The organism is Pollutimonas nitritireducens (assembly GCF_002849615.1).
Taxonomy (GTDB): Bacteria; Pseudomonadota; Gammaproteobacteria; order Burkholderiales; family Burkholderiaceae_B; genus Pollutimonas; species Pollutimonas nitritireducens.
Map to the genome: position 1 here is coordinate 61,874 of NZ_PDNV01000003.1, position 20,446 is coordinate 82,319.

General features: G+C 57.4%; 16 protein-coding genes. 9 read left to right on the forward strand and 7 right to left on the reverse strand.

Annotation, left to right across the window (positions count from 1 at the left end; translation table 11 throughout):
- Positions 1 to 18: 18 nt before the first annotated feature.
- The 3 genes from CR155_RS04775 to mpl are packed head-to-tail and all read right to left on the reverse strand — an operon-like array spanning position 19 to position 3,923.
- Entirely contained in the window at positions 19 to 1,905 is a 1,887-nt protein-coding gene (locus CR155_RS04775) for a ribonuclease catalytic domain-containing protein (protein WP_102068863.1), read from the reverse strand.
- Positions 1,906 to 1,914: 9 nt separating this feature from the next.
- On the reverse strand, positions 1,915 to 2,547 hold the full coding sequence (locus CR155_RS04780; RefSeq protein ID WP_102068864.1) for a YqiA/YcfP family alpha/beta fold hydrolase: 633 nt from the start codon (positions 2,545 to 2,547) through the stop codon (positions 1,915 to 1,917).
- 11 nt (positions 2,548 to 2,558) lie between these two features.
- Entirely contained in the window at positions 2,559 to 3,923 is a 1,365-nt protein-coding gene (mpl, locus tag CR155_RS04785) for a UDP-N-acetylmuramate:L-alanyl-gamma-D-glutamyl-meso-diaminopimelate ligase (protein ID WP_102068865.1), read from the reverse strand.
- A gap of 98 nt (positions 3,924 to 4,021) precedes the next feature.
- Between mpl and CR155_RS04790 the strand changes: the two genes are divergently transcribed.
- From CR155_RS04790 to CR155_RS04825, 8 genes are all read left to right on the forward strand, one after another.
- A complete protein-coding gene (locus CR155_RS04790; RefSeq protein WP_369406169.1) occupies positions 4,022 to 4,573 on the forward strand; it encodes a TlpA family protein disulfide reductase in 552 nt (183 codons plus the stop codon).
- 85 nt (positions 4,574 to 4,658) lie between these two features.
- Entirely contained in the window at positions 4,659 to 5,093 is a 435-nt protein-coding gene (aroQ, locus tag CR155_RS04795) for a type II 3-dehydroquinate dehydratase (protein WP_102068866.1), read from the forward strand.
- Positions 5,094 to 5,174: 81 nt separating this feature from the next.
- The gene (accB, locus tag CR155_RS04800; protein ID WP_102068867.1) at positions 5,175 to 5,603 is read left to right on the forward strand and encodes an acetyl-CoA carboxylase biotin carboxyl carrier protein; all 429 of its coding nucleotides are present in this window, start codon (positions 5,175 to 5,177) and stop codon (positions 5,601 to 5,603) included.
- A 3-nt stretch (positions 5,604 to 5,606) separates the two neighbouring features.
- Positions 5,607 to 6,953, forward strand: a complete 1,347-nt coding sequence (gene accC, locus CR155_RS04805; RefSeq protein WP_102068868.1) for an acetyl-CoA carboxylase biotin carboxylase subunit — start codon at positions 5,607 to 5,609, stop codon at positions 6,951 to 6,953.
- Between the two features lie 65 nt (positions 6,954 to 7,018).
- Positions 7,019 to 7,951: a 50S ribosomal protein L11 methyltransferase gene (gene prmA, locus CR155_RS04810; protein WP_102068869.1), complete on the forward strand. Its 933-nt coding sequence runs from the start codon at positions 7,019 to 7,021 to the stop codon at positions 7,949 to 7,951.
- 21 nt (positions 7,952 to 7,972) lie between these two features.
- Positions 7,973 to 9,166, forward strand: coding sequence for a zinc-ribbon and DUF3426 domain-containing protein (locus CR155_RS04815; protein ID WP_102068870.1), 1,194 nt, complete (start codon positions 7,973 to 7,975; stop codon positions 9,164 to 9,166).
- Positions 9,167 to 9,174: 8 nt separating this feature from the next.
- Positions 9,175 to 10,113 (forward strand): carbohydrate kinase family protein, encoded by a 939-nt coding sequence (locus CR155_RS04820; protein ID WP_102068871.1) that lies wholly within the window; start codon positions 9,175 to 9,177, stop codon positions 10,111 to 10,113.
- A 122-nt stretch (positions 10,114 to 10,235) separates the two neighbouring features.
- A complete protein-coding gene (locus CR155_RS04825) occupies positions 10,236 to 10,676 on the forward strand; it encodes an outer membrane lipoprotein (protein WP_439650420.1) in 441 nt (146 codons plus the stop codon).
- Between the two features lie 57 nt (positions 10,677 to 10,733).
- Here CR155_RS04825 and CR155_RS04830 read toward each other — a convergent pair whose 3' ends face one another.
- Entirely contained in the window at positions 10,734 to 11,297 is a 564-nt protein-coding gene (locus tag CR155_RS04830; protein ID WP_102068873.1) for a YggT family protein, read from the reverse strand.
- 231 nt (positions 11,298 to 11,528) lie between these two features.
- On the opposite strand from CR155_RS04830, the gene CR155_RS21325 reads away from it, so the two are divergent.
- Positions 11,529 to 12,515, forward strand: a complete 987-nt coding sequence (locus CR155_RS21325) for a hypothetical protein (protein WP_369406170.1) — start codon at positions 11,529 to 11,531, stop codon at positions 12,513 to 12,515.
- A gap of 49 nt (positions 12,516 to 12,564) precedes the next feature.
- Here the strand turns inward: CR155_RS21325 and CR155_RS04840 are convergent, their stop codons facing one another.
- From CR155_RS04840 to CR155_RS04850, 3 genes are all read right to left on the reverse strand, one after another.
- The gene (locus tag CR155_RS04840; RefSeq protein WP_102068874.1) at positions 12,565 to 13,674 is read right to left on the reverse strand and encodes a ribonucleotide-diphosphate reductase subunit beta; all 1,110 of its coding nucleotides are present in this window, start codon (positions 13,672 to 13,674) and stop codon (positions 12,565 to 12,567) included.
- A gap of 19 nt (positions 13,675 to 13,693) precedes the next feature.
- A complete protein-coding gene (locus tag CR155_RS04845) occupies positions 13,694 to 16,606 on the reverse strand; it encodes a ribonucleoside-diphosphate reductase subunit alpha (RefSeq protein WP_102068875.1) in 2,913 nt (970 codons plus the stop codon).
- 263 nt (positions 16,607 to 16,869) lie between these two features.
- The gene (locus CR155_RS04850; protein WP_102068876.1) at positions 16,870 to 20,358 is read right to left on the reverse strand and encodes an indolepyruvate ferredoxin oxidoreductase family protein; all 3,489 of its coding nucleotides are present in this window, start codon (positions 20,356 to 20,358) and stop codon (positions 16,870 to 16,872) included.
- Positions 20,359 to 20,446 lie beyond the last annotated feature (88 nt).

A 20,446-nucleotide genomic window follows, 5' to 3' on the forward strand; every position in this document is an offset into this window, starting at 1 on the left:
GGCTTGTGCGGAAAAATATCAGGCTATTGCAGTTTCGCCCAGCCGGCAATCCAGCTCAAGTGCCAGTTCATCGAAGCCCAGTATGTCCAGTGTAATGATTTGTCCGCGTTCAAGTTCCGGCAGGCCGGGGACGCGTGTGACCAGTGGCGCACACGTCAGGCGCACGAGGTCGTCGCGCAATACGCTGGCCTGAACGCTGCGCAGGCCCTGTTGCTGCAGCCAGCGCAAACACCAGTAACGCTCCATGGCAGACTGGTAGTCGCTCCACACGGTGTACTGGGATTCGAAAGCTCCGATAATGGCGAACAAATCGGCATCCTTGGGTTTGAATGGAGCCACCAGCCGTGCCGAAACACCATGCTCGACGGTGGCGATCAGTTGCCACTGGTTGATCAGGTCGACGTAGCGACGCAATGGCGATGTGCACCATGCGTATTGCGGTACGCCTATTGATTCATGCGGCAGGGCGTATGTGGACATTCGTACACGGCCCATCTGTTGCGACCGATAGATGCCGGGCACGCCGTGCTGCGCCAGCAGGCCGCCCCAAATGCTGTTGGTCATGATCATGTACTCGGCGACTAGGCGATCCAGTGGCGCGTTGCGGCGACGTGGCACCAATTGCACCGGCGTGTCGGGGTCGTCGTAAGGACCATCCAGTACAAACGAATACTCGACGCGGTTGTTGTTCTCGGGCTTGCCGCGCACGAGTTCCCGTTGCGCCGACAGGTGTTGGGCGTACGCCCATAATGGCCGCAGCCACTCGGCATACGGCAGGTCGGATTCAGGATCGGCAAGAGCTTCGTCGGTAACGAATTCGTCCAGCAGGTTGTGGCGTAGGTTTTCCTTGACCTGAATGCGCTCGAGGCGCGTTTCAGACGAGAGTTGTTCGCCTGTCGCCAAGTTGGCAGTTACATAGAGTGACAGGGCCGGCCTGGGTTTGCCGGCGTCCAGGGAGAAGGCGTCGATCAGTTCATTGGGCAGCATGGGTATCTTGAGCCCGGGAATATATACCGTCGACATGCGTGTGCGAGCCAGGCTGTCGAAGTCGCTGCCGCGTATCACCGCCAGGCCTGGTACGGCGATGTGGACGCCAATCCGAACGGTATCCTTGTCGAGCAGTACGACCGAGAGGGCGTCGTCGACTTCCGTCGTACTGGTATCGTCGACAGAATACGCGACCACATCAGCAATCGGCAGGTCGGCAGCCATCTCGGCAACCTGTACCGGCGCGAATTGCGTACCCTTCGGGAAATTGGCGGTCATGAAACGGTGCTGGTGCACGGCCAGGGCATGCGGCCAGGCGCCCAACTGCAGCAATAGTTTTTCAGGATTTGTGCGCAGATGTTCGATTGCGGCTTCGAACGCCTTCCATTGCAGCGTATTTTTGTCGGGGCGGGTCAACAAGCTGTGGGCGACCTCGGCAATAGCGTCGGGCAGTTGACCTGCAACCAGTTGGTCGGTCCATTCCTGTTGCTGGGCGGCTTGCTTCTGCTTTTTCTCGATTGCGGCAAGTGCCGCCGCCAGGATGTCGGGTGGCGCGGGCCGATATTGTCCTTTTCCGCGCCGGTGAAAGTAAGCGGGTGCACTGTTAAGGGCGAAGATCAGTCCGGCTTTTTCAGTGGCGCTGGGTGCGTGTCCGAAATAATCCTGGGCAAATGTGGTGGCATCGAACTCTTCCTGGGGTGCGCATTCCCAAAGAAAATCAATTTCCAGCGTCTGGGCAAGGCTGCGTGCCTGCTCGAGCATGACGGCCGGGGCAGGCTGATCGAAGCTGAACAAGACGCTGGAGATTTTGATTTTGCTGCGCTTGCCGGATTCGGACTCCACCTGCATGGTGGAATCGCTTTGCGAAAAAATCTTTTCCGCCTTGAAATTTCCGCTGTCTTCGTAAAGAACGTACATAGTTTTCCATCAGGACACGCGTGATTGCGCGTCGGTGTGTGTTGGGTATTGGCCGCTGCCCAAGGCAAAGTCCATAACTTCCGGCAGCCATTGCTGGAAATCGGACAAACCGTGGTCGCCGCCTTCCAGTATGCGTCCATGGCTTCCTGCATACCAGTCGGCCATTTCGCGCCAGTCGAGGACTTCGTCGCCCTTGGCGGCCAGCAAATAGTATCGTTCAGGTCGGGCTGGCTTTCCTACCGCCATCTCGGCCAACTCGTCGACGTACTCGGGCAGGAATACAAACGGGTCTGTCGAATCATACAGCGTGTGCTCCCCCACTTGCGTGGCGAGGTCCCGGGCCGCATATACGCCCGGATTCAGCACGACCGCCCGGCACTTCCAGTGCTCGGCCAGGCAGGTGGCGTAATAGCCCCCCAGCGACGAGCCCACAATGACGAGATCGTTTTCTGCTTGCAAGCCCTTTTCTTTTACGGCGGTTTCGATGAGATGGTTGGCCAACTCCATGGAGCGCCGGGGACTGGCCGGCAACTGGGGACAGAGCCATTCATGGCTCAGGCCGCGCTCTTGCATGGCCCGTGCCATGAGTGTGGCCTTGCTGGATCTGGGTGACGAACGAAAACCGTGGAGGTACAGGATCATTTCGTATTCCTTCAGAATTGCAGGCGGTCGAGGAGCTTTTGGTGTATCCCCGCGAAACTGCCGTTACTCATTACCAGGATAGAGTCCCCAGGCATTGCTGACAAGCAGATGGCATCTATCAATGTGTCCACGTCATCGTAGCTCGAAGCGCGCGTGCCCAGGGGCGCCAGAACTTGCGCCGGGTTCCAGCCCAGCGCGTGTTTGCCGTCGTTCGCACCAAAGCAAAACGTAAGGTCAGCTTCTTGCAGGGCAGCGGGCAGGCGTGCCGCCATGGTGCCCAGCTTCATGGTGTTGGAGCGCGGCTCGATGACGGCGAGGATACGCCGGCTACCGGTTTGCTTGCGCAATCCCTGCAGCGTCGTGGCAATGGCGGTGGGATGGTGTGCAAAGTCGTCATACACGCTGATGTCGTTGACAACGCCTCGCAGCTCCATGCGTCGCTTGACACCCTTGAACGCGGCAAGCGCTTCGATTCCGACAGCCGCCGCGACACCGACGTGCTGGGCTGCCGCGAGGGCGGCCAGTGCATTCATGCGGTTGTGTTCGCCAGTCAGATGCCAATGCAGGGTGCCCGCGTTTGCGTCGTTGACCTTGATCTGGAAGTCGCAGGCGTGCAAGTCAGAAACTGCCTGCCATTGACCTTCAGGCCCGAAAGTCTCGACCGGTGTCCAGCAGCCGCGCGATAAAACGCGGTCCAGCGGTTCGCACACACTAGGACGAATGATGCAGCCTGCGGACGGTATGGTGCGGACCAGATGGTGAAATTGCGTTTCTATGGCCAAGAGGTCCGGGAAAATATCGGCATGATCGAATTCCAGGTTGTTCAATACAGCCGTGCGGGGGCGATAATGCACGAACTTCGAGCGTTTGTCGAAGAATGCCGTATCGTATTCATCAGCTTCGATCACAAAAGCCTTACGGTCTGCTTGAAACCGCGCCGACACGTTCAGGTCCGCAGCGATGCCGCCGATAAGAAAATTGGGTTTTAGGCCGGCGTACTCAAGTATCCATGCCAGCATGGAACTGGTGGTGGTCTTGCCATGTGTGCCCGCGACCGCCAGCACATGCTGGCCCTGCAATATCTCTGCGCCCAGCCACTGCGGTCCCGATGTATAGGGCAGGCCGCGGTCGAGTATGGCTTCCATGAGTGGATTGCCTCGAGTTACGACATTGCCGACAATATAGAGGTCAGGTTTGAAGTCGACCTGGGAGGCGTCGAAACCTTCGATCAGGCGGATGCCCTGTTCCTCGAGCTGAGTGCTCATGGGAGGATAGACCCCGGTGTCGCATCCCGTAACGGAATGGCCAGCTGCCCGGGCGATAAGCGCCAGCCCTCCCATGAACGTTCCGCAGATGCCTAGAATATGTAGATGCATTGTTTTCCTCCGGCGTCCATTGTAATCAGTCAAGCGGATATGCTGGCGTCCGCACGCTTGTGTCGTTCTATTGCATAGGCAATCGGGCAGGCGGCTTTATGCCAGGTGCTATCATAAACGCGCTTATGTTTACCTCTGGACTGGACGAAATGAAACGGCGAGAATTCCTGCGCTACGCGGCGGCCACAACAGCCGGTACAGTATTGTCACTGCGGTCGGCATACGCGGGCGCTTCAGCTCCCGATCCTTTTTACGCTAACGGTTTTCCTGATCTGGAAGGCCGCCAGGTGGACCTTACCGCTTTTCTGGGTAAGCCCCTGGTCCTTAATTTTTGGGCAACTTGGTGTGCCCCCTGCGTGAAAGAGATGCCCGACCTTGATGCCTTGCATAAGAAACATGGCCATGTCGGTTTCGTCGGCTTGGCGGTCGATACGGCAGTCAACGTCGAGAAATTCACCAAGAAGGTGCGCGTGTCGTATCCCCTGCTTATCGGTGGCCATGGCGGCATTAAATTAATGCGCGCTTTGGGTAATAAACAGGGTGGGTTGCCGTTCACGGTGGTCTTTGACAAGCACGGCAAGGTGGCCCGGCAATTGCTCGGCCAGATCAAGCCGGCCGAGCTCGATAAGATCATTGTGGGCATGAGCTGAAACTGGTTCCCAAGTTGCTTGGCTTTAATGGACAAATACGCCTTTTTAGCGTAAAAAGGCGGTCTGTCCTCATAAAAAATCCGCAATGGCGCAGCACATTCTTGTTTTGCACGGCCCCAACCTCAATCTGCTCGGCACACGCGAGCCAGAGGTCTACGGACGACGCACGTTGAACGATATTAACGAACGCTTACAGCAGTTGGCTGTAGAAAGCAGCGCTACCTGCACCGCATTCCAAAGCAATCATGAAGGCGAGCTGGTCGATCGTATTCAGGCTGCAAGCCGCGACCATACCGACTTTATCATTATCAACGCGGCCGCGTACACTCACACCAGCGTAGCTTTGCGAGACGCGCTGGCAGGCGTCAGCATTCCTTTTATTGAAGTGCATTTATCGAATGTGCACAAGCGGGAACCTTTCCGCCACCATTCCTTTCTGGCTGACAAGGCGGTTGGAGTGGTAGCGGGGCTAGGATCGTTCGGGTATGAAGCGGCCTTGCTCTATGCGCTGGCTAATTAAGCGCGGCGCGATCACTTTTAACTTTTAATCATTATGCTTGCTCTGTGCGATGGCAGCAGGGCAATGCTACGGGAAGTTCGTATGGACCTAAGAAAACTGAAAACCTTGATTGACCTGGTAGCCGAGTCAGGCATAGCAGAACTCGAAATAACAGAGGGTGAAGGCAAGGTCAGGATCGTGAAATTTTCCCAGGCGATGCAGCCCGTGGCCTATGCGCCTGAGCCTGCTCCGGCGGCGCCGGTCCCCGCCGCGCCAGTTGCCCCTGTTGTGCCTGCAGGTCATCAGGTGAAGGCACCTATGGTGGGCACTTTTTACCGTGCGCCCAATCCTGGAGCTTCGCCTTTCGTCGAGGTCGGGCAGTCGGTCAAGGAAGGCGAACCGCTGTGCATCATCGAGGCAATGAAACTTCTCAACGAGATCGAGGCTGACAAGTCCGGGGTGGTCAAGGAGATCCTGGTCGAGAACGGCGAGCCCGTCGAATATGGTCAACCCTTGTTTGTCATCGGCTAATACATGTTTGAAAAAATTCTCATAGCCAATCGCGGAGAAATCGCCTTACGCATTCAGCGTGCCTGCCGCGAATTGGGCATCAAAACAGTGGTGGTTCATTCCGAAGCCGACCGCGACGCCAAATATGTGCGGCTGGCCGATGAGTCGGTATGTATCGGCCCTGCACCGGCCCGCGACAGCTACCTGAACATGCCGGCAATCATCTCCGCAGCGGAAGTCACCGATGCCGAGGCCATCCATCCCGGCTACGGCTTTCTGGCCGAGAATGCAGATTTCGCCGAGCGTGTCGAAAAAAGCGGTTTTGTATTCATCGGGCCCCGCCCCGAGTCCATACGCCTGATGGGCGACAAAGTCAGCGCCAAGCGCGCGATGATTGCCGCCGCGGTACCGGTGGTCCCCGGTTCCGAAGGCGCGTTGCCGGACGATCCCCAGGAAATTCAGCGCATCGCGCGCGAAGTCGGCTATCCCGTCATCATCAAGGCGGCGGGCGGTGGTGGTGGCCGTGGCATGCGAGTGGTGTACACCGAGGCCGCCTTGCTGAATGCCGTAACCATGACGCGCTCCGAAGCCGGGGCCGCATTCAATAACCCCGAGGTCTATCTCGAGAAGTTCCTGGAAAATCCCCGCCACATCGAGATCCAGGTCCTGGCCGATGGTGGGCGCAATGCGGTCTGGCTGGGCGAACGTGATTGCTCCATGCAGCGGCGCCACCAGAAGGTCATTGAAGAAGCGCCTGCCCCTGGTATTGCACGCCGCCTCATCGAACGCATTGGCGAACGCTGTGCCGAAGCGTGCCGCAAGATCAATTATCGCGGCGCCGGCACGTTTGAATTCCTGTACGAGAATGGCGAGTTCTTCTTCATCGAGATGAACACTCGGATTCAAGTCGAGCATACGGTCACCGAGATGGTGACAGGTATCGATCTTGTGCAACAGCAGATTCTTATCGCCGCGGGTGAAAAATTCACGCTTCGGCAACGGGACGTGATCATCAAGGGCCATGCGATCGAATGCCGTATCAACGCCGAAGACGCCTTCAAGTTCACGCCCAGCCCCGGGCGTATTACCAGTTGGCATGCTCCCGGCGGGCCGGGTGTTCGCCTGGATTCGCACGTCTATAGCGGGTACGTGGTCCCGCCGAACTACGACTCCATGATTGCCAAGCTCATTACCTACGGAGATACTCGCCAGCAGGCTATCGCACGTATGGAGATCGCGCTGTCCGAGATGGCCGTCGAAGGCGTGCAGACGAATATTCCTCTTCACCGCGAGCTTATGCAAGACGCCCGCTTTGTAGAAGGTGGAACCAGCATTCATTACCTGGAACACAAGTTGTCGCAGCGTCCTTGATACGCACGTGCAACTGAAGCTGGGTAAACGGGGGCGCAGCCCCCTGTTTTACTGATGGAATTACTATGCGCGAACTCGTGCTGATTTGCCCCGAAGCACAGGCGGAAGCGCTTTCCGATGCCTTGCTGGAAGCCGGGGTCCTGTCGGTGTCAGTCGAAGATGCCGATGGCGACACCGATTCCGAAAACCCGCTGTTCGGCGAGCCTGGCATGGAGCCGGAGGTAAACGCCTGGAACAGGAACCGTGTCGTCGCCTTGCTGCCCGACGGGCTCGATCCAGGACAAATTCTGGAACGGCTGCGCGACGCAGAGCTCGGCGATTACCCGGATGGCGAATGGTCGCTGCGCGATGTTCCCGATGCGGATTGGGTCCGATTGACACAATCTCAATTTGGGCCGATTCAGATTGGCAGCCGTATCTGGATTGTTCCCAGCTGGCATCGAGGCGATCCCGACGTACCGGTCGCGGCCGATCGCCAGATCGCCGGCGGAAGTGGCGTCGTACATATCGAGCTGGATCCGGGCCTCGCATTTGGCACAGGAAGTCATCCAACCACGCATCTATGCCTGGAGTGGCTTGCCGAAAATCTGGAAGGCGGTGAAACCCTCCTGGACTATGGATGCGGTTCCGGAATACTGGCTATTGCGGCAAAACTGCTTGGCGCCGGTTACATACAGGCTGTCGATATTGATGAGCAGGCAGTGCAATCCACCCGCTACAATGCACAAGTAAATGGCGTGGATTTGCATGCCATGCTGCCAGACGAGCTGCCCGAGGGACGGACCCATATGGTCGTGGCCAATATCTTGTCGAATCCGCTGAAGGTGCTTGCGCCCATGCTGTCCGGTCGTGTGGCGCCAGGTGGACACCTGGTGCTTTCAGGTGTCCTCGAGCGCCAGGCCCAAGAGGTCGCGCACGCCTACGCGCCATGGTTGGTAATGGATGTATGGCGCGCCCGGGACGGGTGGGTCTGTCTACACGGTCAAAGAACAGCCTGAGGCTTGGAAATCTCTTAATTTATGGACTTGACCACGCGCTGCCCGCAATGTGGCACTGTATTTACCGCTACTCTTGAGCAACTGCAGTTGCGCAAGGGCTATATCCGGTGCGTCAGTTGTGCTCATATTTTTGACGGCTACGATGCTGTTGTTCCCGGCGGCGAGGCGATGGCTTCCATCCCGGGCGGGGACAAGGAACCAGCGGTGCCGTACACCGCGTCACCCATCGCATCCGCAGCGGACCTCACAACGTCCATGCCCAGTGTATTGCGGCAACGTCAGGCCAAGAAAGAGCCCGGGTTCGATACCCGGTCGGCTCCAGTTTCAGAGCTGCTAAGCAAGCCGCCACTCGACACGGGCCGGCCCGCTTTCAGCATTTCCACCACGCGGCCAATCAGTCAGGAACCGTCGCGCCAGGACCCCGTTTTCCGGGTCGGTGGCATGGACCCGAAAGACACGGATCCGGTGATCATGCGTGGCCGCGGCCATGAGCCAGTGCTGGGGCGCGAACGTGATGGCCTTGCACCGTCCGAGTCCCTTCTCGTCAAGCCGCGTCAGAACGCGCTTCAGAGCACGGAAACGCAGCAACCGGCCTCTAAAATCTACGTCGAACCCAGGGGTCCGGCGGCCACCGGCGACCATAGGCTGGCCCATGACCTTCCGGGTCCCGACTTGCCTCGCTATCGGGGTATCGTTTCGGTGTTCTGGAATGTGCTTATCGTGGCAGGCCTGGTGCTCTTGTTGGCGCAACTGGCGTACGTTTATCGCGTGCAGCTTGCTCAACATATTCCTGCATTGCGCCCGCTGCTGGCGCAGGCTTGTGCGCAACTGGCATGCGAGATTCCCTATTCGCGGGAGATCAACCAGATTTCCATCATGAGTTCCTCCCTCAGGGCAACTGCCGGTGGTACCACAGCTTCCGACAAGGTACCGGGTGCCGCCGCACCCACTGCAGGCGCCGCAGACTCCATGATCTTGCAGGCGACCTTGCGCAATACTTATGGCAAGCCTCAGGAATGGCCGACGTTGGTCCTGGATCTCACTGACTTTTCGGGTACCCTGGTGGTCAGAAAGAACCTTCCTCCATCAAGTTACCTGACGCCCGACGCATTGCGACAGCCATTTGCCGCAAACAGCGAAATTACCGTTGGCGTACCCATAATCTTGAACGGCCTGAAGGTCAACGGTTATCAACTAGGGAAGTTTTTTCCATAAGGGAAGTGATGTCTGACAAAGTTTTGATTTGTGGATCGGTAGCGTTCGATACCATTGCGGTGTTCGATGGACATTTCAAGGACCACATACTTATCGACAATATCCAGACGCTCAGTGTGTCATTTTTCGTGCCCAGCATGCGCAAGGAATATGGCGGCTGCGCTGGGAACGTGGCCTACAACCTACGTCTTCTGGGCGGGCATCCGGTGCCGGTAGGCACGGTGGGCGCCGATGCAACCGACTATTTGGTGTACATGCAGCAACTGGGCATTGACACGAGCCTCATCCGGGTTCTGCCAGATATGTACACGCCCCAGTGTTTCATCACCACAGATCTGGACAATAACCAGATTGCATCCTTTCATCCCGGGGCGATGATGCTGTCGGCAGAAAACGACCTGACCGGGCATGAAGCAGCATGGGGCATCGTGTCGCCCGATTCCAAAGACGGTATGTTTGCCCATGCCCGCCGTTTGCATACGCAGGGCATACCATTTGTCTTCGATCTGGGCCAGGCGATGCCGCTGTTTTCAGGGGACGATATCAATGAGATGCTGGAACTTGCAAGCATTCTTACTGCAAATGACTATGAATCCAGCATCGTTGCACAACGCACTGGACGCAGCATGCAAGAGATTGCTCGCACAATGCAGGCGGTGGTCGTGACTCATGGCGCCGATGGCGCAATGCTCTACACCGGCGGTACTGAAACGAAAATCGCGCCTGTCGCGGTGGACGATGTCGTCGATCCGACCGGCTGCGGCGACGCTCACAGGGCCGGACTGTTATACGGACTTACACAGAACTGGAGCCTGTTCGATGCATGCTGCTTGGCTAACGTCATGGGCAGCTTTAAAATTGCATCGAGGGGTCCGCAAAATCATCGGCCATCCCGCGCCGAGCTGAGTTCCGCCCTTAAGCAGCATTATGGTCTGGACTTGTTTTAGGTTGACTGGCTTGCAATTTCTGTAATTGCTTGCCGGGCGGACCGATCTACTAGGAGTTTCTTATGATTTCAACGCAACTAAAACCAAGGGGCGCACGTCGTACCCGAACTTTGGGCATAGCCATGCTGGTGGGTTCAATGGCGGTGCTCGCCGGTTGCGCCAACGATACCGCATCGAGTTCCGTCTATAACTACGGTCAGGCTCAACGCGAACAAATCGTACGTCTGGGCACGGTCGAGGCAGTGCGCCCTATCACGATCCAGAAAGACCGCTCCAGTGGCGCGGGCGTTCTTGCGGGCGGTGCCTTGGGTGGCGTCGCAGGTAGCACCGTCGGTGGTGGCACGGGGAACGTGCTGGCAACGATCGGCGGCGGCATTCTGGGCGCGGTGGCGGGCAATGCTGTCGAGAACCAGACAGGAAAAACGCGCGGCCTCGAAATCACCGTACGTCTCGATAACGGCGAAACGCGTGTTATTGCTCAGGCGGATGACGTCAAGATCGGTGTGGGCCAACGCGTTCGTTTGATCAGCGGGAATGGTCCGACACGCGTCGCCCCTATTTAAGGCCGAAGCATGCATTGTCGGAAGACGTTGTCAGTGCGTCTCCGGCAATGCTGCAGTTTAGACACCGAAAAGTGAAAATGTAAATTGCTGCAAGACCATCATGGCTACCTGGGCCAACACCAGTAGCACCAATGGCGATAAGTCCAGTCCGCCCAGGTTGGGCAGTATGCGGCGTATGGGATCAAGCAGGGGGGCCGTCAGGGTCTGCAATACAGGCATAACGGGTGCAAGCGGATTAACCCATGACAAGATCGCCTGTATGAGGGTGATCCATAAAATCAGGTTGAAAGTCCATTTCAGCATCGTCAACAATGCCGTCAACAAAATGGGAAGCACGCTTTGCACAGGAGGCAGCTGCCCGCTGAGTGCAAGCACCGACAATAAAAGAAATGCCAATGCCGTCAGCCAGCAGGCGATCAGGCTCGGCCAGTCGATGCGTTTGCCGGGCCCGACAACCGAGCGTATCGGGTTGACCAGCCAATCGGTGGTACGCAGCACTGCCTGTGAATAGGGATTGAATGGGTGCAGCCGTATTGCGTAAATCCATGCTCGGATGATGAGCGCGATTCCGAACAGAGAAAAAATGATATTGATTAAAAAGTGCAGGACTTCGCTGAACATGTTTAGTCCACAGAAATGTCGGAAGCGCCATTGTCGCACGAGAGCAGTCGCCTTGAAAGCGATCGCCACTACGTAAAACTGCCCGGCAAACGCCGGGCAGTTTTACGAGAGCCGCGTAGCTATCGTGGCAGTCTCGTGGACCTTTTCTGACTATGACTCAAGTGCGTTTGCCTGCACTGACTACGTCGTTACGGACGACCTCCTGTTGGGAACGGCCAGGAAGCAGCCGGGTTGACTGTTTTCTTGCTGGCTGGTGCCGCAGTCGCTGCCTTTGCGGCTTTGGCTGCCGCCTTGGCATTTGGCTTCTTTTCTGCTGGCTGCTTGGCGGCGGATTTATTAGCGGCCTGTTTAGCCGGTGCGCCGTTGGCCGTTTCTGCCGGACTTGCCGAGCCAGTTTCTTTCTTGCTTGCAGACTTCGTTGCGGCAGCGCCCTTGGCCGGTGCTGTCTTCTGGCTAACTGCTTTTTTTATTGCAGCTTTGGTGGGTGCTTTGGTAGCTGCCGCGGACTTGGCGGGTGCCGTCTTCTTTGCGGCTGCCTTGCCAGCTGTTTTCTTGGCGGGCACTGCTTTCTTGGAAGCAGCTTTGTTTGGAGCAGCCTTGGCGGGCGCGGCTTTCTTGGCTGGTGCTGCTTTCTTGGCTGCCGTGGAAGTTTTGGCTGCCACTTTGTTTGAGCTTGCCGCCTTGCCAGGAGCCGCTTTCTTGGCCACGGTTTTCTTGACCACGGCTTTCTTGGCTGGCGTTGCAGCTTTCTTGGCAGGTGCCGTTTTCTTGCTTGCTACGGAAGTTTGGGCAACAGCTTTCTTGGCAGTTGCCGCCTTGACCGGAGTGGATTTTTTAGCAACAGCTTTCTTGGCGGGAGCGGATTTTTTGGCGGGAGCGGCTTGCTTGGCAGGAGTTGCCTTCTTGGCGGCGGCCTTGTTGGCTGTCTTTACTGCGGGCGTTGCTTTGGTCGAGGCTGCCTTTTTTGCAATGGGGCTGGACTTCTTGGCGGGCGCTGCTTCTTTAGCGACAGCTGCTTTTTTTACATCGGTTTTTTTTGCCGGTGCCGCGTTCTTGGCGGGTGCAGCTTTTTTGGTGGCCGTTGTTGTTGCGGCCTTTTTGGCTGTTGCCATAGTAATGCTCCTTGAGATTGAGTCGAAGAGGTCGTCCTCCCATTTGATATGGCCCCCACCTTTGGGTGCGACCCATCTCAAATGGCGCAAGCGTGCAAAGCATTAGTACTTTGCACGCTTAGAGTCTAACGTAAGCTCTTACTCTATTCCAAGCATTATTCCCAGCTTAATGCGCCCCCGGTCTGATATTCGATTACGCGTGTCTCGAAAAAGTTGCGTTCCTTTTTGAGATCGATCATTTCGGCCATCCAGGGGAAGGGATTTTCTTCTTGTGCGAAGAGCGCTTCCAGGCCGATTTGCTGGCATCGGCGATTGGCAATGAAACGCAGATAAGCCTTGAACATCGATGCATTCAAACCCAGCACGCCGCGTGGCATTGTGTCCTCAGCGTAAGCATATTCAAGGTCTACAGCCTGTCGGAACAGGTCGCGCAGTTCTTCGCGGAACGAAGCCGTCCACAAGTGCGGGTTCTCGAGTTTGATCGTGTTGATGAGATCTATACCGAAATTGCAGTGCATGGATTCATCGCGAAGGATGTACATGTATTGCTCGGCAGCGCCTGTCATTTTGTTTTGTCGACCCAGTGCAAGGATTTGCGTGAATCCAACATAAAAGAACAAACCTTCCATCAGGCATGCGAATACGATGAGCGATTTAAGCAGGGTCTGGTCAGCTTCGGGTGTGCCAGTCTTGAACGTCGGCTCGGCAATTGCGTTAATGAATGGAATCAGGAATTCATCTTTGGCACGAATCGATGGCACTTCGTTGTAGGCATTGAAGATCTCGCCTTCGTCCAGGTCGAGGCTCTCGACGATGTACTGATAGGCGTGCGTATGTATGGCTTCTTCAAAAGCCTGGCGCAGCAGGAACTGTCGGCACTCCGGCGCCGTGATGTGGCGATACGTGCCAAGGACGATGTTGTTGGCAGCAAGCGAGTCGGCCGTGGTGAAGAACCCAAGATTGCGGATGACGATACGTCGTTCGTCGTCGGTCAGGCCGTTTGGATTCTTCCAGAGCGCAATGTCGCGCGACATGTTTATCTCCTGCGGCATCCAATGATTGGCGCAGGTCGCCAGGTATTTTTCCCAAGCCCATTTGTATTTGAACGGCACGAGCTGGTTGACGTCTGTCTGGCCATTGATAATGCGCTTGTCGGACGCCCGAACCCGGGTGCTGGCGTTGGTGGACGGAGCCTCCGTGGTGCCAGGCGTGGCGATGGCATTGTTGGTGGGCGGGGTGGTAGGAGTTTCTTCCCAGTTCAGCATGATATATGTCCGTGTCGTGTTATTGGCAGGCTTCGCATTCGTCGAAGCCTTCGTCGCCGGGGCGCATCGTGCATGCGTCTCCCATGACTTCCGCTTCGGGCAGTGCCGGATCGACAACGGCAGCGGCAGGTGCGTGCGTGGCGTTGGCAACTGCATTGAGTTCACCACCACGGCCCGTCGATTTCTCGGCATTCGTTGCGCCATTGGAACGCAGGTAATAGGTCGTTTTCAGGCCGCGCAGCCATGCGAGTTTGTAGGTATCGTCCAGTTTCTTGCCCGACACGCCGGTCATGAAGATATTCAGCGATTGGGCCTGGTCTATCCACTTGGACCGGCGGGCGGCGCATTCGACCACCCAGCTTGGGTTCACTTCGAAGGCCGTCGCGTAGAGCTTGCGCAAGTCGTTGGGGATGCGGTCGATGCGAGCCAGGCTGCCGTCAAAATATTTCAGGTCCGCGACCATGACCTCATCCCACAGTTTTCGCTCCTTCAGGTCGCGGACAAGGTAGTCATTGACCACCGTGAACTCACCCGATAGATTCGACTTCACGTAGAGGTTGCGATAGTTGGGTTCGATGCAAGGCGACACGCCAATGATGTTCGAAATGGTGGCCGTCGGCGCAATAGCCACGCAATTCGAGTTGCGCATGCCGTGCTGTTTGATGTGCGCGCGCAAGCTGTTCCAATCCATGGTGCTGCTGTCGTCGACTTCAACATAGCCACCGCGTTCTTCACGCAACATGGCCAGGGTGTCCTGAGGCAATATGCCGCGATCCCACAACGAACCTTTAAAGCTTTCGTAATGACCGCGTTCAACGGCAAGCTTGCTCGAAGCCCAGTAGGCGTAATAGCAGGTGGCTTCCATGGACCGGTCGGAGAATTCGATGGCCGCATCGGAAGCGAACGGAATTCGCATCATTTGCAGGCAATCCTGGAAGCCCATGACGCCCATGCCCACGGGCCGGTGGCGCACGTTGGAGTTGCGAGCTTTGTCAACTGCGTAGTAATTGATGTCGATAACGTTATCGAGCATGCGCATCGCCGTCGTTATCGTACGCTCGAGTTTTTCGTGATCCAGCACATAGTGTCCGGAGGAATCCTCTTTGAGGTGCGCGGCAAGATTGACCGACCCCAGGTTGCATACGGCGATTTCGGTCTCGCTGGTGTTCAGCGTGATTTCGGTGCACAAGTTTGAACTGTGGACGACACCAACGTGCTGTTGCGGCGAGCGGATGTTGCACGGATCCTTGAAGGTGATCCATGGGTGGCCGGTTTCAAACAGCATGGACAGCATCTTGCGCCACAGAGAATTGGCGGGGACTTTCTTGAACAAGGGCAATTCGCCGCTTGCCGCCTTGGCTTCGTAGGCGACGTAGGCTTCTTCGAAGGCCCGACCGTACTTGTCATGAAGATCGGGCACGTCCGATGGCGAGAAGAGCGTCCAGTCTTCATTTTGCATAACGCGTTTCATGAACAGGTCTGGAATCCAGTTTGCCGTGTTCATGTCATGCGTGCGGCGTCGTTCGTCGCCAGTGTTCTTGCGCAGTTCCAGAAATTCTTCGATATCGAGATGCCATGTTTCCAGGTAGGCGCAGACAGCGCCCTTGCGCTTGCCACCCTGGTTCACGGCAACGGCGGTGTCGTTGACGACCTTGAGAAAAGGTACGACACCCTGGCTTTCGCCATTGGTGCCCTTGATATGACTGCGCAATGCGCGTACGGGAGTCCAGTCGTTGCCCAGGCCGCCGGCATACTTGGCCAGAAGGGCGTTTTCCTTTATTGCGTCGTAGATGCCGGCCAGGTCGTCGGAGACCGTCGTGAGGTAGCACGACGACAACTGCGAATGCAGCGTACCCGAATTGAACAGCGTTGGCGTGGAACTCATGAAGTCGAATGACGACAGGATCTCGTAGAACTCCATGGCACGCGTTTCGCGGTCGGCCTCGTTCAAGGCCAGCCCCATGGCGACGCGCATGAAGAATACCTGCGGCAGTTCAATACGTCGGCCGCGAAGATGCAGGAAGTAGCGGTCGTACAGAGTTTGCAGACCGAGGTAATTGAACTGGAAGTCCCGGTCGGCCTTCAGGGCGTTGCCGAGTTTTTCCAGGTCAAACTGTGCAAGCTTGGCATCAAGCAGCCCGCCTTCGATACCAGTCTGGATGAATTGAGGAAAATAGACGGCATACCGGCTTGTCATGGCCGCTTGCGAAACTTCTTCGCCCAGCACTTCCTTGCGGATCGTGTGCAACAACAGGCGGGCGGTAACCTGACTGTACGACGGGTCATTCTCGACCATGGCCCGAGCCGAAAGAATGGCCGACTTGAAGACTTCGTCGACGGGAATGCCGTCGTAAAGATTCTTCACGGTTTCCTTAAGGATGGCGTCGGCATCGATGGCGTGCGGAAGGTTCATGCCGGCTTCCACGATCGTTTCGCGCAGCTTTGCCAGGTCCAGCGGCCGCCTGATGCCATTTTCGCTGACGTTCAAGGCGACCGTCTCGATCAATGGCTGGCTGGCGCTGGCCTTTGTGGCGCGTTCCTGCGAACGCTTTTCGCGATACAGCACATAGGCGCGCGCCACATCGTGTTCACCCGAGCGCATCAGGGCCAGTTCGACCTGGTCTTGGATTTCTTCGATATGGAAGGTGCCACCGCTGGGCCGATTGCGCGCCAGGGCAGTCGACACCTGTTTGGTCAGGCTCTCGACAAGCTCGCGTATGCGTGCCGAGCCGGCGCCCTGGCCTCCTTTCACAGCCAGGAATGCCTTGGTCATGGCGATTGCAATCTTGCCCGGCTCAAAACCCACAACCGCGCCGTTGCGCCGAATTATGTGAAAACTTTGCCAATGACCTTCGGCAATGTCGCTTGATGCGGGCCCCTGATTCAGTTGCGCGAATTCGGGCCTGGCGTTGGCGGATTGTATGGTCTGCATGGATACTCCTGAGCGAAATGCGCCTGCAGGCAGGCGCGTTGAGCAGAATTCTTGGTGGGCGGTAATCTGTATGGGTCTCTATGGCTGTTGCGGTGAGAGACCACTACATCTTGTGGTTTGTAGTTTGATTGACACTAATTGTAGTGATGGATCTGATGCGAATCAAGCCCACAAGGGGCTTGATTTTTTATTTTTATGTCCGGAAATTGAGCAGTCGAGAGACCGGCCACCCGGAATGCCTCACGTAGCAAGGTTCTTGGCGCTTAGGCGTGTGCTCGTCGAATATTGTTAGCATCGATGACCGGCGCGTCGAGCCTGGACAGCAACTGGGTCATGCGCTGTTGGTATTCGTCTGCATTGGCAGCCTTGATGTGTCCGAAGCCGCGGACTATCTGCGGCAGGTCGGCGATTTCGAGCGCAATCGAAAAATTTTGCTCACTCAGCTTCCTGGCCATGGTCAGAAGGGCATCGCGATAGTCTCTCATCAGGCGGCGTTCCATTTTGCGTTCGGCAGTATACGCAAAAATATCCAGCCACGATCCGCGCAGCCGCTTGCCGTGGGCCAGCAGCCGAAACGCTTTCTCGGTGGCTGGGCCGAATGTCATTTTTCTGGGGATTCCGGTCAAGGGATCCCGCCTGGCGAACAATGGGGGAGCCAGGTGAAACTGCAGGGTGAAATCCCCTTCAAAGCTTCCCTGAAGCGCCTTGCGGAACTCGCCGTTGGTAAACAGCCGGGCAACTTCATATTCATCTTTATAGGCCATCAGCTTGTAAAGTGATTGAGCTGCTTTCGATGCCAGGCGTGGTTTGGCTCCAGGATGCAGCGCGCGTTCGGCTGCAAGCACCGTATCGACGATATCGGTATAGTGCTTTGCGTATGCGGCGTTCTGGTAGTCAGTCAGCGCAGCTGTGCATCGCCCGACGATCGTGTCCAGCGATTCGGGCATGTGGATAACGACCGCTTTCTCATCCGAGCCGCCAGCCGGCAGCAAGTCATCTGGCCTCCAGGCGGCCAGGCGACCGACGCGAAATGCATCCTGGTTTGCCTGGACCGCAATGCCGTTGAGCTTGAGCGCCTGCATGATGGCTTCTTCGCTCAAGGGAATGCAACCCAGCTGCCAGGCAAAGCCCAGCATCGTCATGTTGGACAGCAGGCTATCGCCGAACTGCTGGACGGCCAGGGCGTGCGCATTCAGCTGCCACGCCGCCGAAGCGCCGACCGTTGCGCGGATGATATCGATGAGCGGCTGCGGATCCATACTGGCCTGAGGATTACGGGTGAACTCCGCCGTGGGTGCGAGATAGGTGCTAAGTACCACGCGGGTCCTGCCCGGCCGCAGTGTTTTCAGCGCCTCAGGACTGGTGCCGGCCACGACATCGCAGAATATTGCGACATCGGCCTGTTGCGGTCCTATCCGTACCGCCGCCGGTGACGTTGCGTTGGCGGATAAGCGTATGTGGCTGATGACCGTACCGCCTTTCTGCGCCAGCCCGGTGATGTCCAGGACAGATGCAGCGCGTCCTTCCAGATGGGCGGCCATCGACAGGATGGCGCCCACAGTGATGACGCCCGTGCCGCCAATGCCGGCCACCAGCACATCGCAATTCGAACCGGTCGCATGGAATGCTGGCGCGGGCAATTGCGGAATCAGGCGTTCGATTTTCTGGCGCGCCATGGCATCGCGGGCGTTGCCGGACTTTCGAGGCGCTCCTCCAATCACCGATACAAAGCTGGGGCAGAAGCCCTCCACACAGGAATAGTCTTTATTGCAGCTCGATTGATCGATGGCGCGCTTGCGACCGAAGGGTGTTTCCACCGGTACCAGCGACAGGCAGTTCGATTGGGTGCCACAGTCGCCGCAGCCCTCGCACACGGCCGTATTGATGAACAGTCGGCGCGCGGGATCTGGGAATGCTCCTTTCTTGCGACGCCGTCGCTTTTCGGCGGCACAGACCTGGTCGTGGATAAGAACGGTGACGCCTTTGATTTCACGCAACTCGCGCTGTAGGCGGTCAAGTTCATGGCGATGGCGCACGGCGACACCGGACGGCAGCGCAACGCCCCGGAATTTATCAGGCTCGTCGGTGGTGATTACGACGCGCCGTACGCCTTCGCCCAACATCTGCTGGCAGATCTGCGGTACCGAAATGGACCCGTCCACCGGCTGCCCACCGGTCATTGCCACGGCATCGTTAAAGAGAATCTTATAGGTGATGTCGGCCTTCGCAGCAACGGCCTGACGTATTGCCAGGTAGCCGGAATGAAAATAAGTGCCTTCGCCCATGTTCTGAAAAACATGCGGCATGGTGATGTAGCGCGACAATCCTATCCAGTCGGTGCCTTCGCCGCCCATTTGCGTCAGTCCGCCAGTGTCGCGGTCCATCCATGTAGCCATATAGTGGCAGCCCACACCGGCCAGGGCGTGGCTGCCTTCGGGCACTTTGGTCGAGGTATTGTGGGGGCAGCCTGAACAGAAATAAGGTCGCCGGGCAGGCGCATCCATTTTGGCGACTTCTATCGGCAGCAGCGTTCGGCTGGCGTCTTCACCCGTGAGTCCTGCCGCTTGTGCCAGCCAGCGACGCAGTGCGCTGGCGACAAGTGCGGGATGCAGCTGGCCGGTGGAAGGGATCAGGACTTCGTTTTCCAGGTCGCGCTTGCCTGCAATGCGCGGGCGCACCGCCAGATTGAACAGCAGATCCTTGATCTGGCCTTCAATCAATGGCGCTTTTTCCTCGAGTACGAGGATGTGGTCCAGGCCTTCGGCGAAGCGCATGAAACCTGCTTCATCGATAGGCCAGCTCAGGCCTATCTTGTAATGTCGCAAGGCAGGCGTACTTCCCGGCTGCGCATCCGTCATCGTTTGCAGCGCGTCGAGAGTATCCAGATATGCCTTGCCGGTGGTGATGATGCCCAGCCGAGCTCCGGGCGCGGCATCGATCAGGCGATCCAGTGTGTGGTGGCGGGCAAAGGCCTTCACAGCAACAAGCCGGTCGGCCATTCGGCGTTCGATGGCCGGCGTCAGGAACTCACGTGCGCTGTATTCCAGTGCACCCTTGTGCGGGTCTTCGTCGCGGGTGGAGAAGTCCGGTATGGGACTGAGCGTGAACGAACGCCCGCTTTCCACCGTTTCGGTTATTGCCTTGAAGGCGACCCATGCGCCGGAGTAGCGCGACAATGCCCAGCCCCACAGCCCGAATAACTCGTACTCCTCGACCGAGGCCGGGTGGACAATGGGTATGCTCCACGCCTGCAACGACGTTTCACTGGCATGTGGGATGGAAGACGATGCGGCGGTGTGATCGTCGCCCACAATCAACAGAACGCCCCCGTTGCGTGAAGCCCCTGCGGCATTTCCATGATGAAGTGCGTCGCCTGCCCGGTCTACGCCGGGGCCTTTGCCGTACCACATCCCGAACACCCCATCGACGCGCCGATCGTCGCGTACGCCCGCATGTTGCGTGCCCATGACGATGGTCGCCGCCAGGTCTTCATTGATGGCAGGCAAAAAGCTGATGCGCTTGCTGTCCAACAATTTTTGTGCCCGCCACATGGCCAGATCGACGCCGGCCAGGGGGGATCCGCGATACCCCGTGACAAAGCCGGCGGTATTCATGCCGCGATGTTCGTCGATGCGGTGCTGGGCCAGCAGCATACGTACGAGGGCCTGGGTGCCTGTCAGGAAGATGCGGCCCGACGTGGCAGTAAGGTTATCGGATAGTCGGTATTCAGTGTCTATGTGGGGGGTGCGCATGGCAAGGCTCCGGTATTCAACCGATGATAGAGACTTGTCGCACTGTTTTTATTGCTTTCAGGTCACGTAAAATCCCTGGTAAACGAAA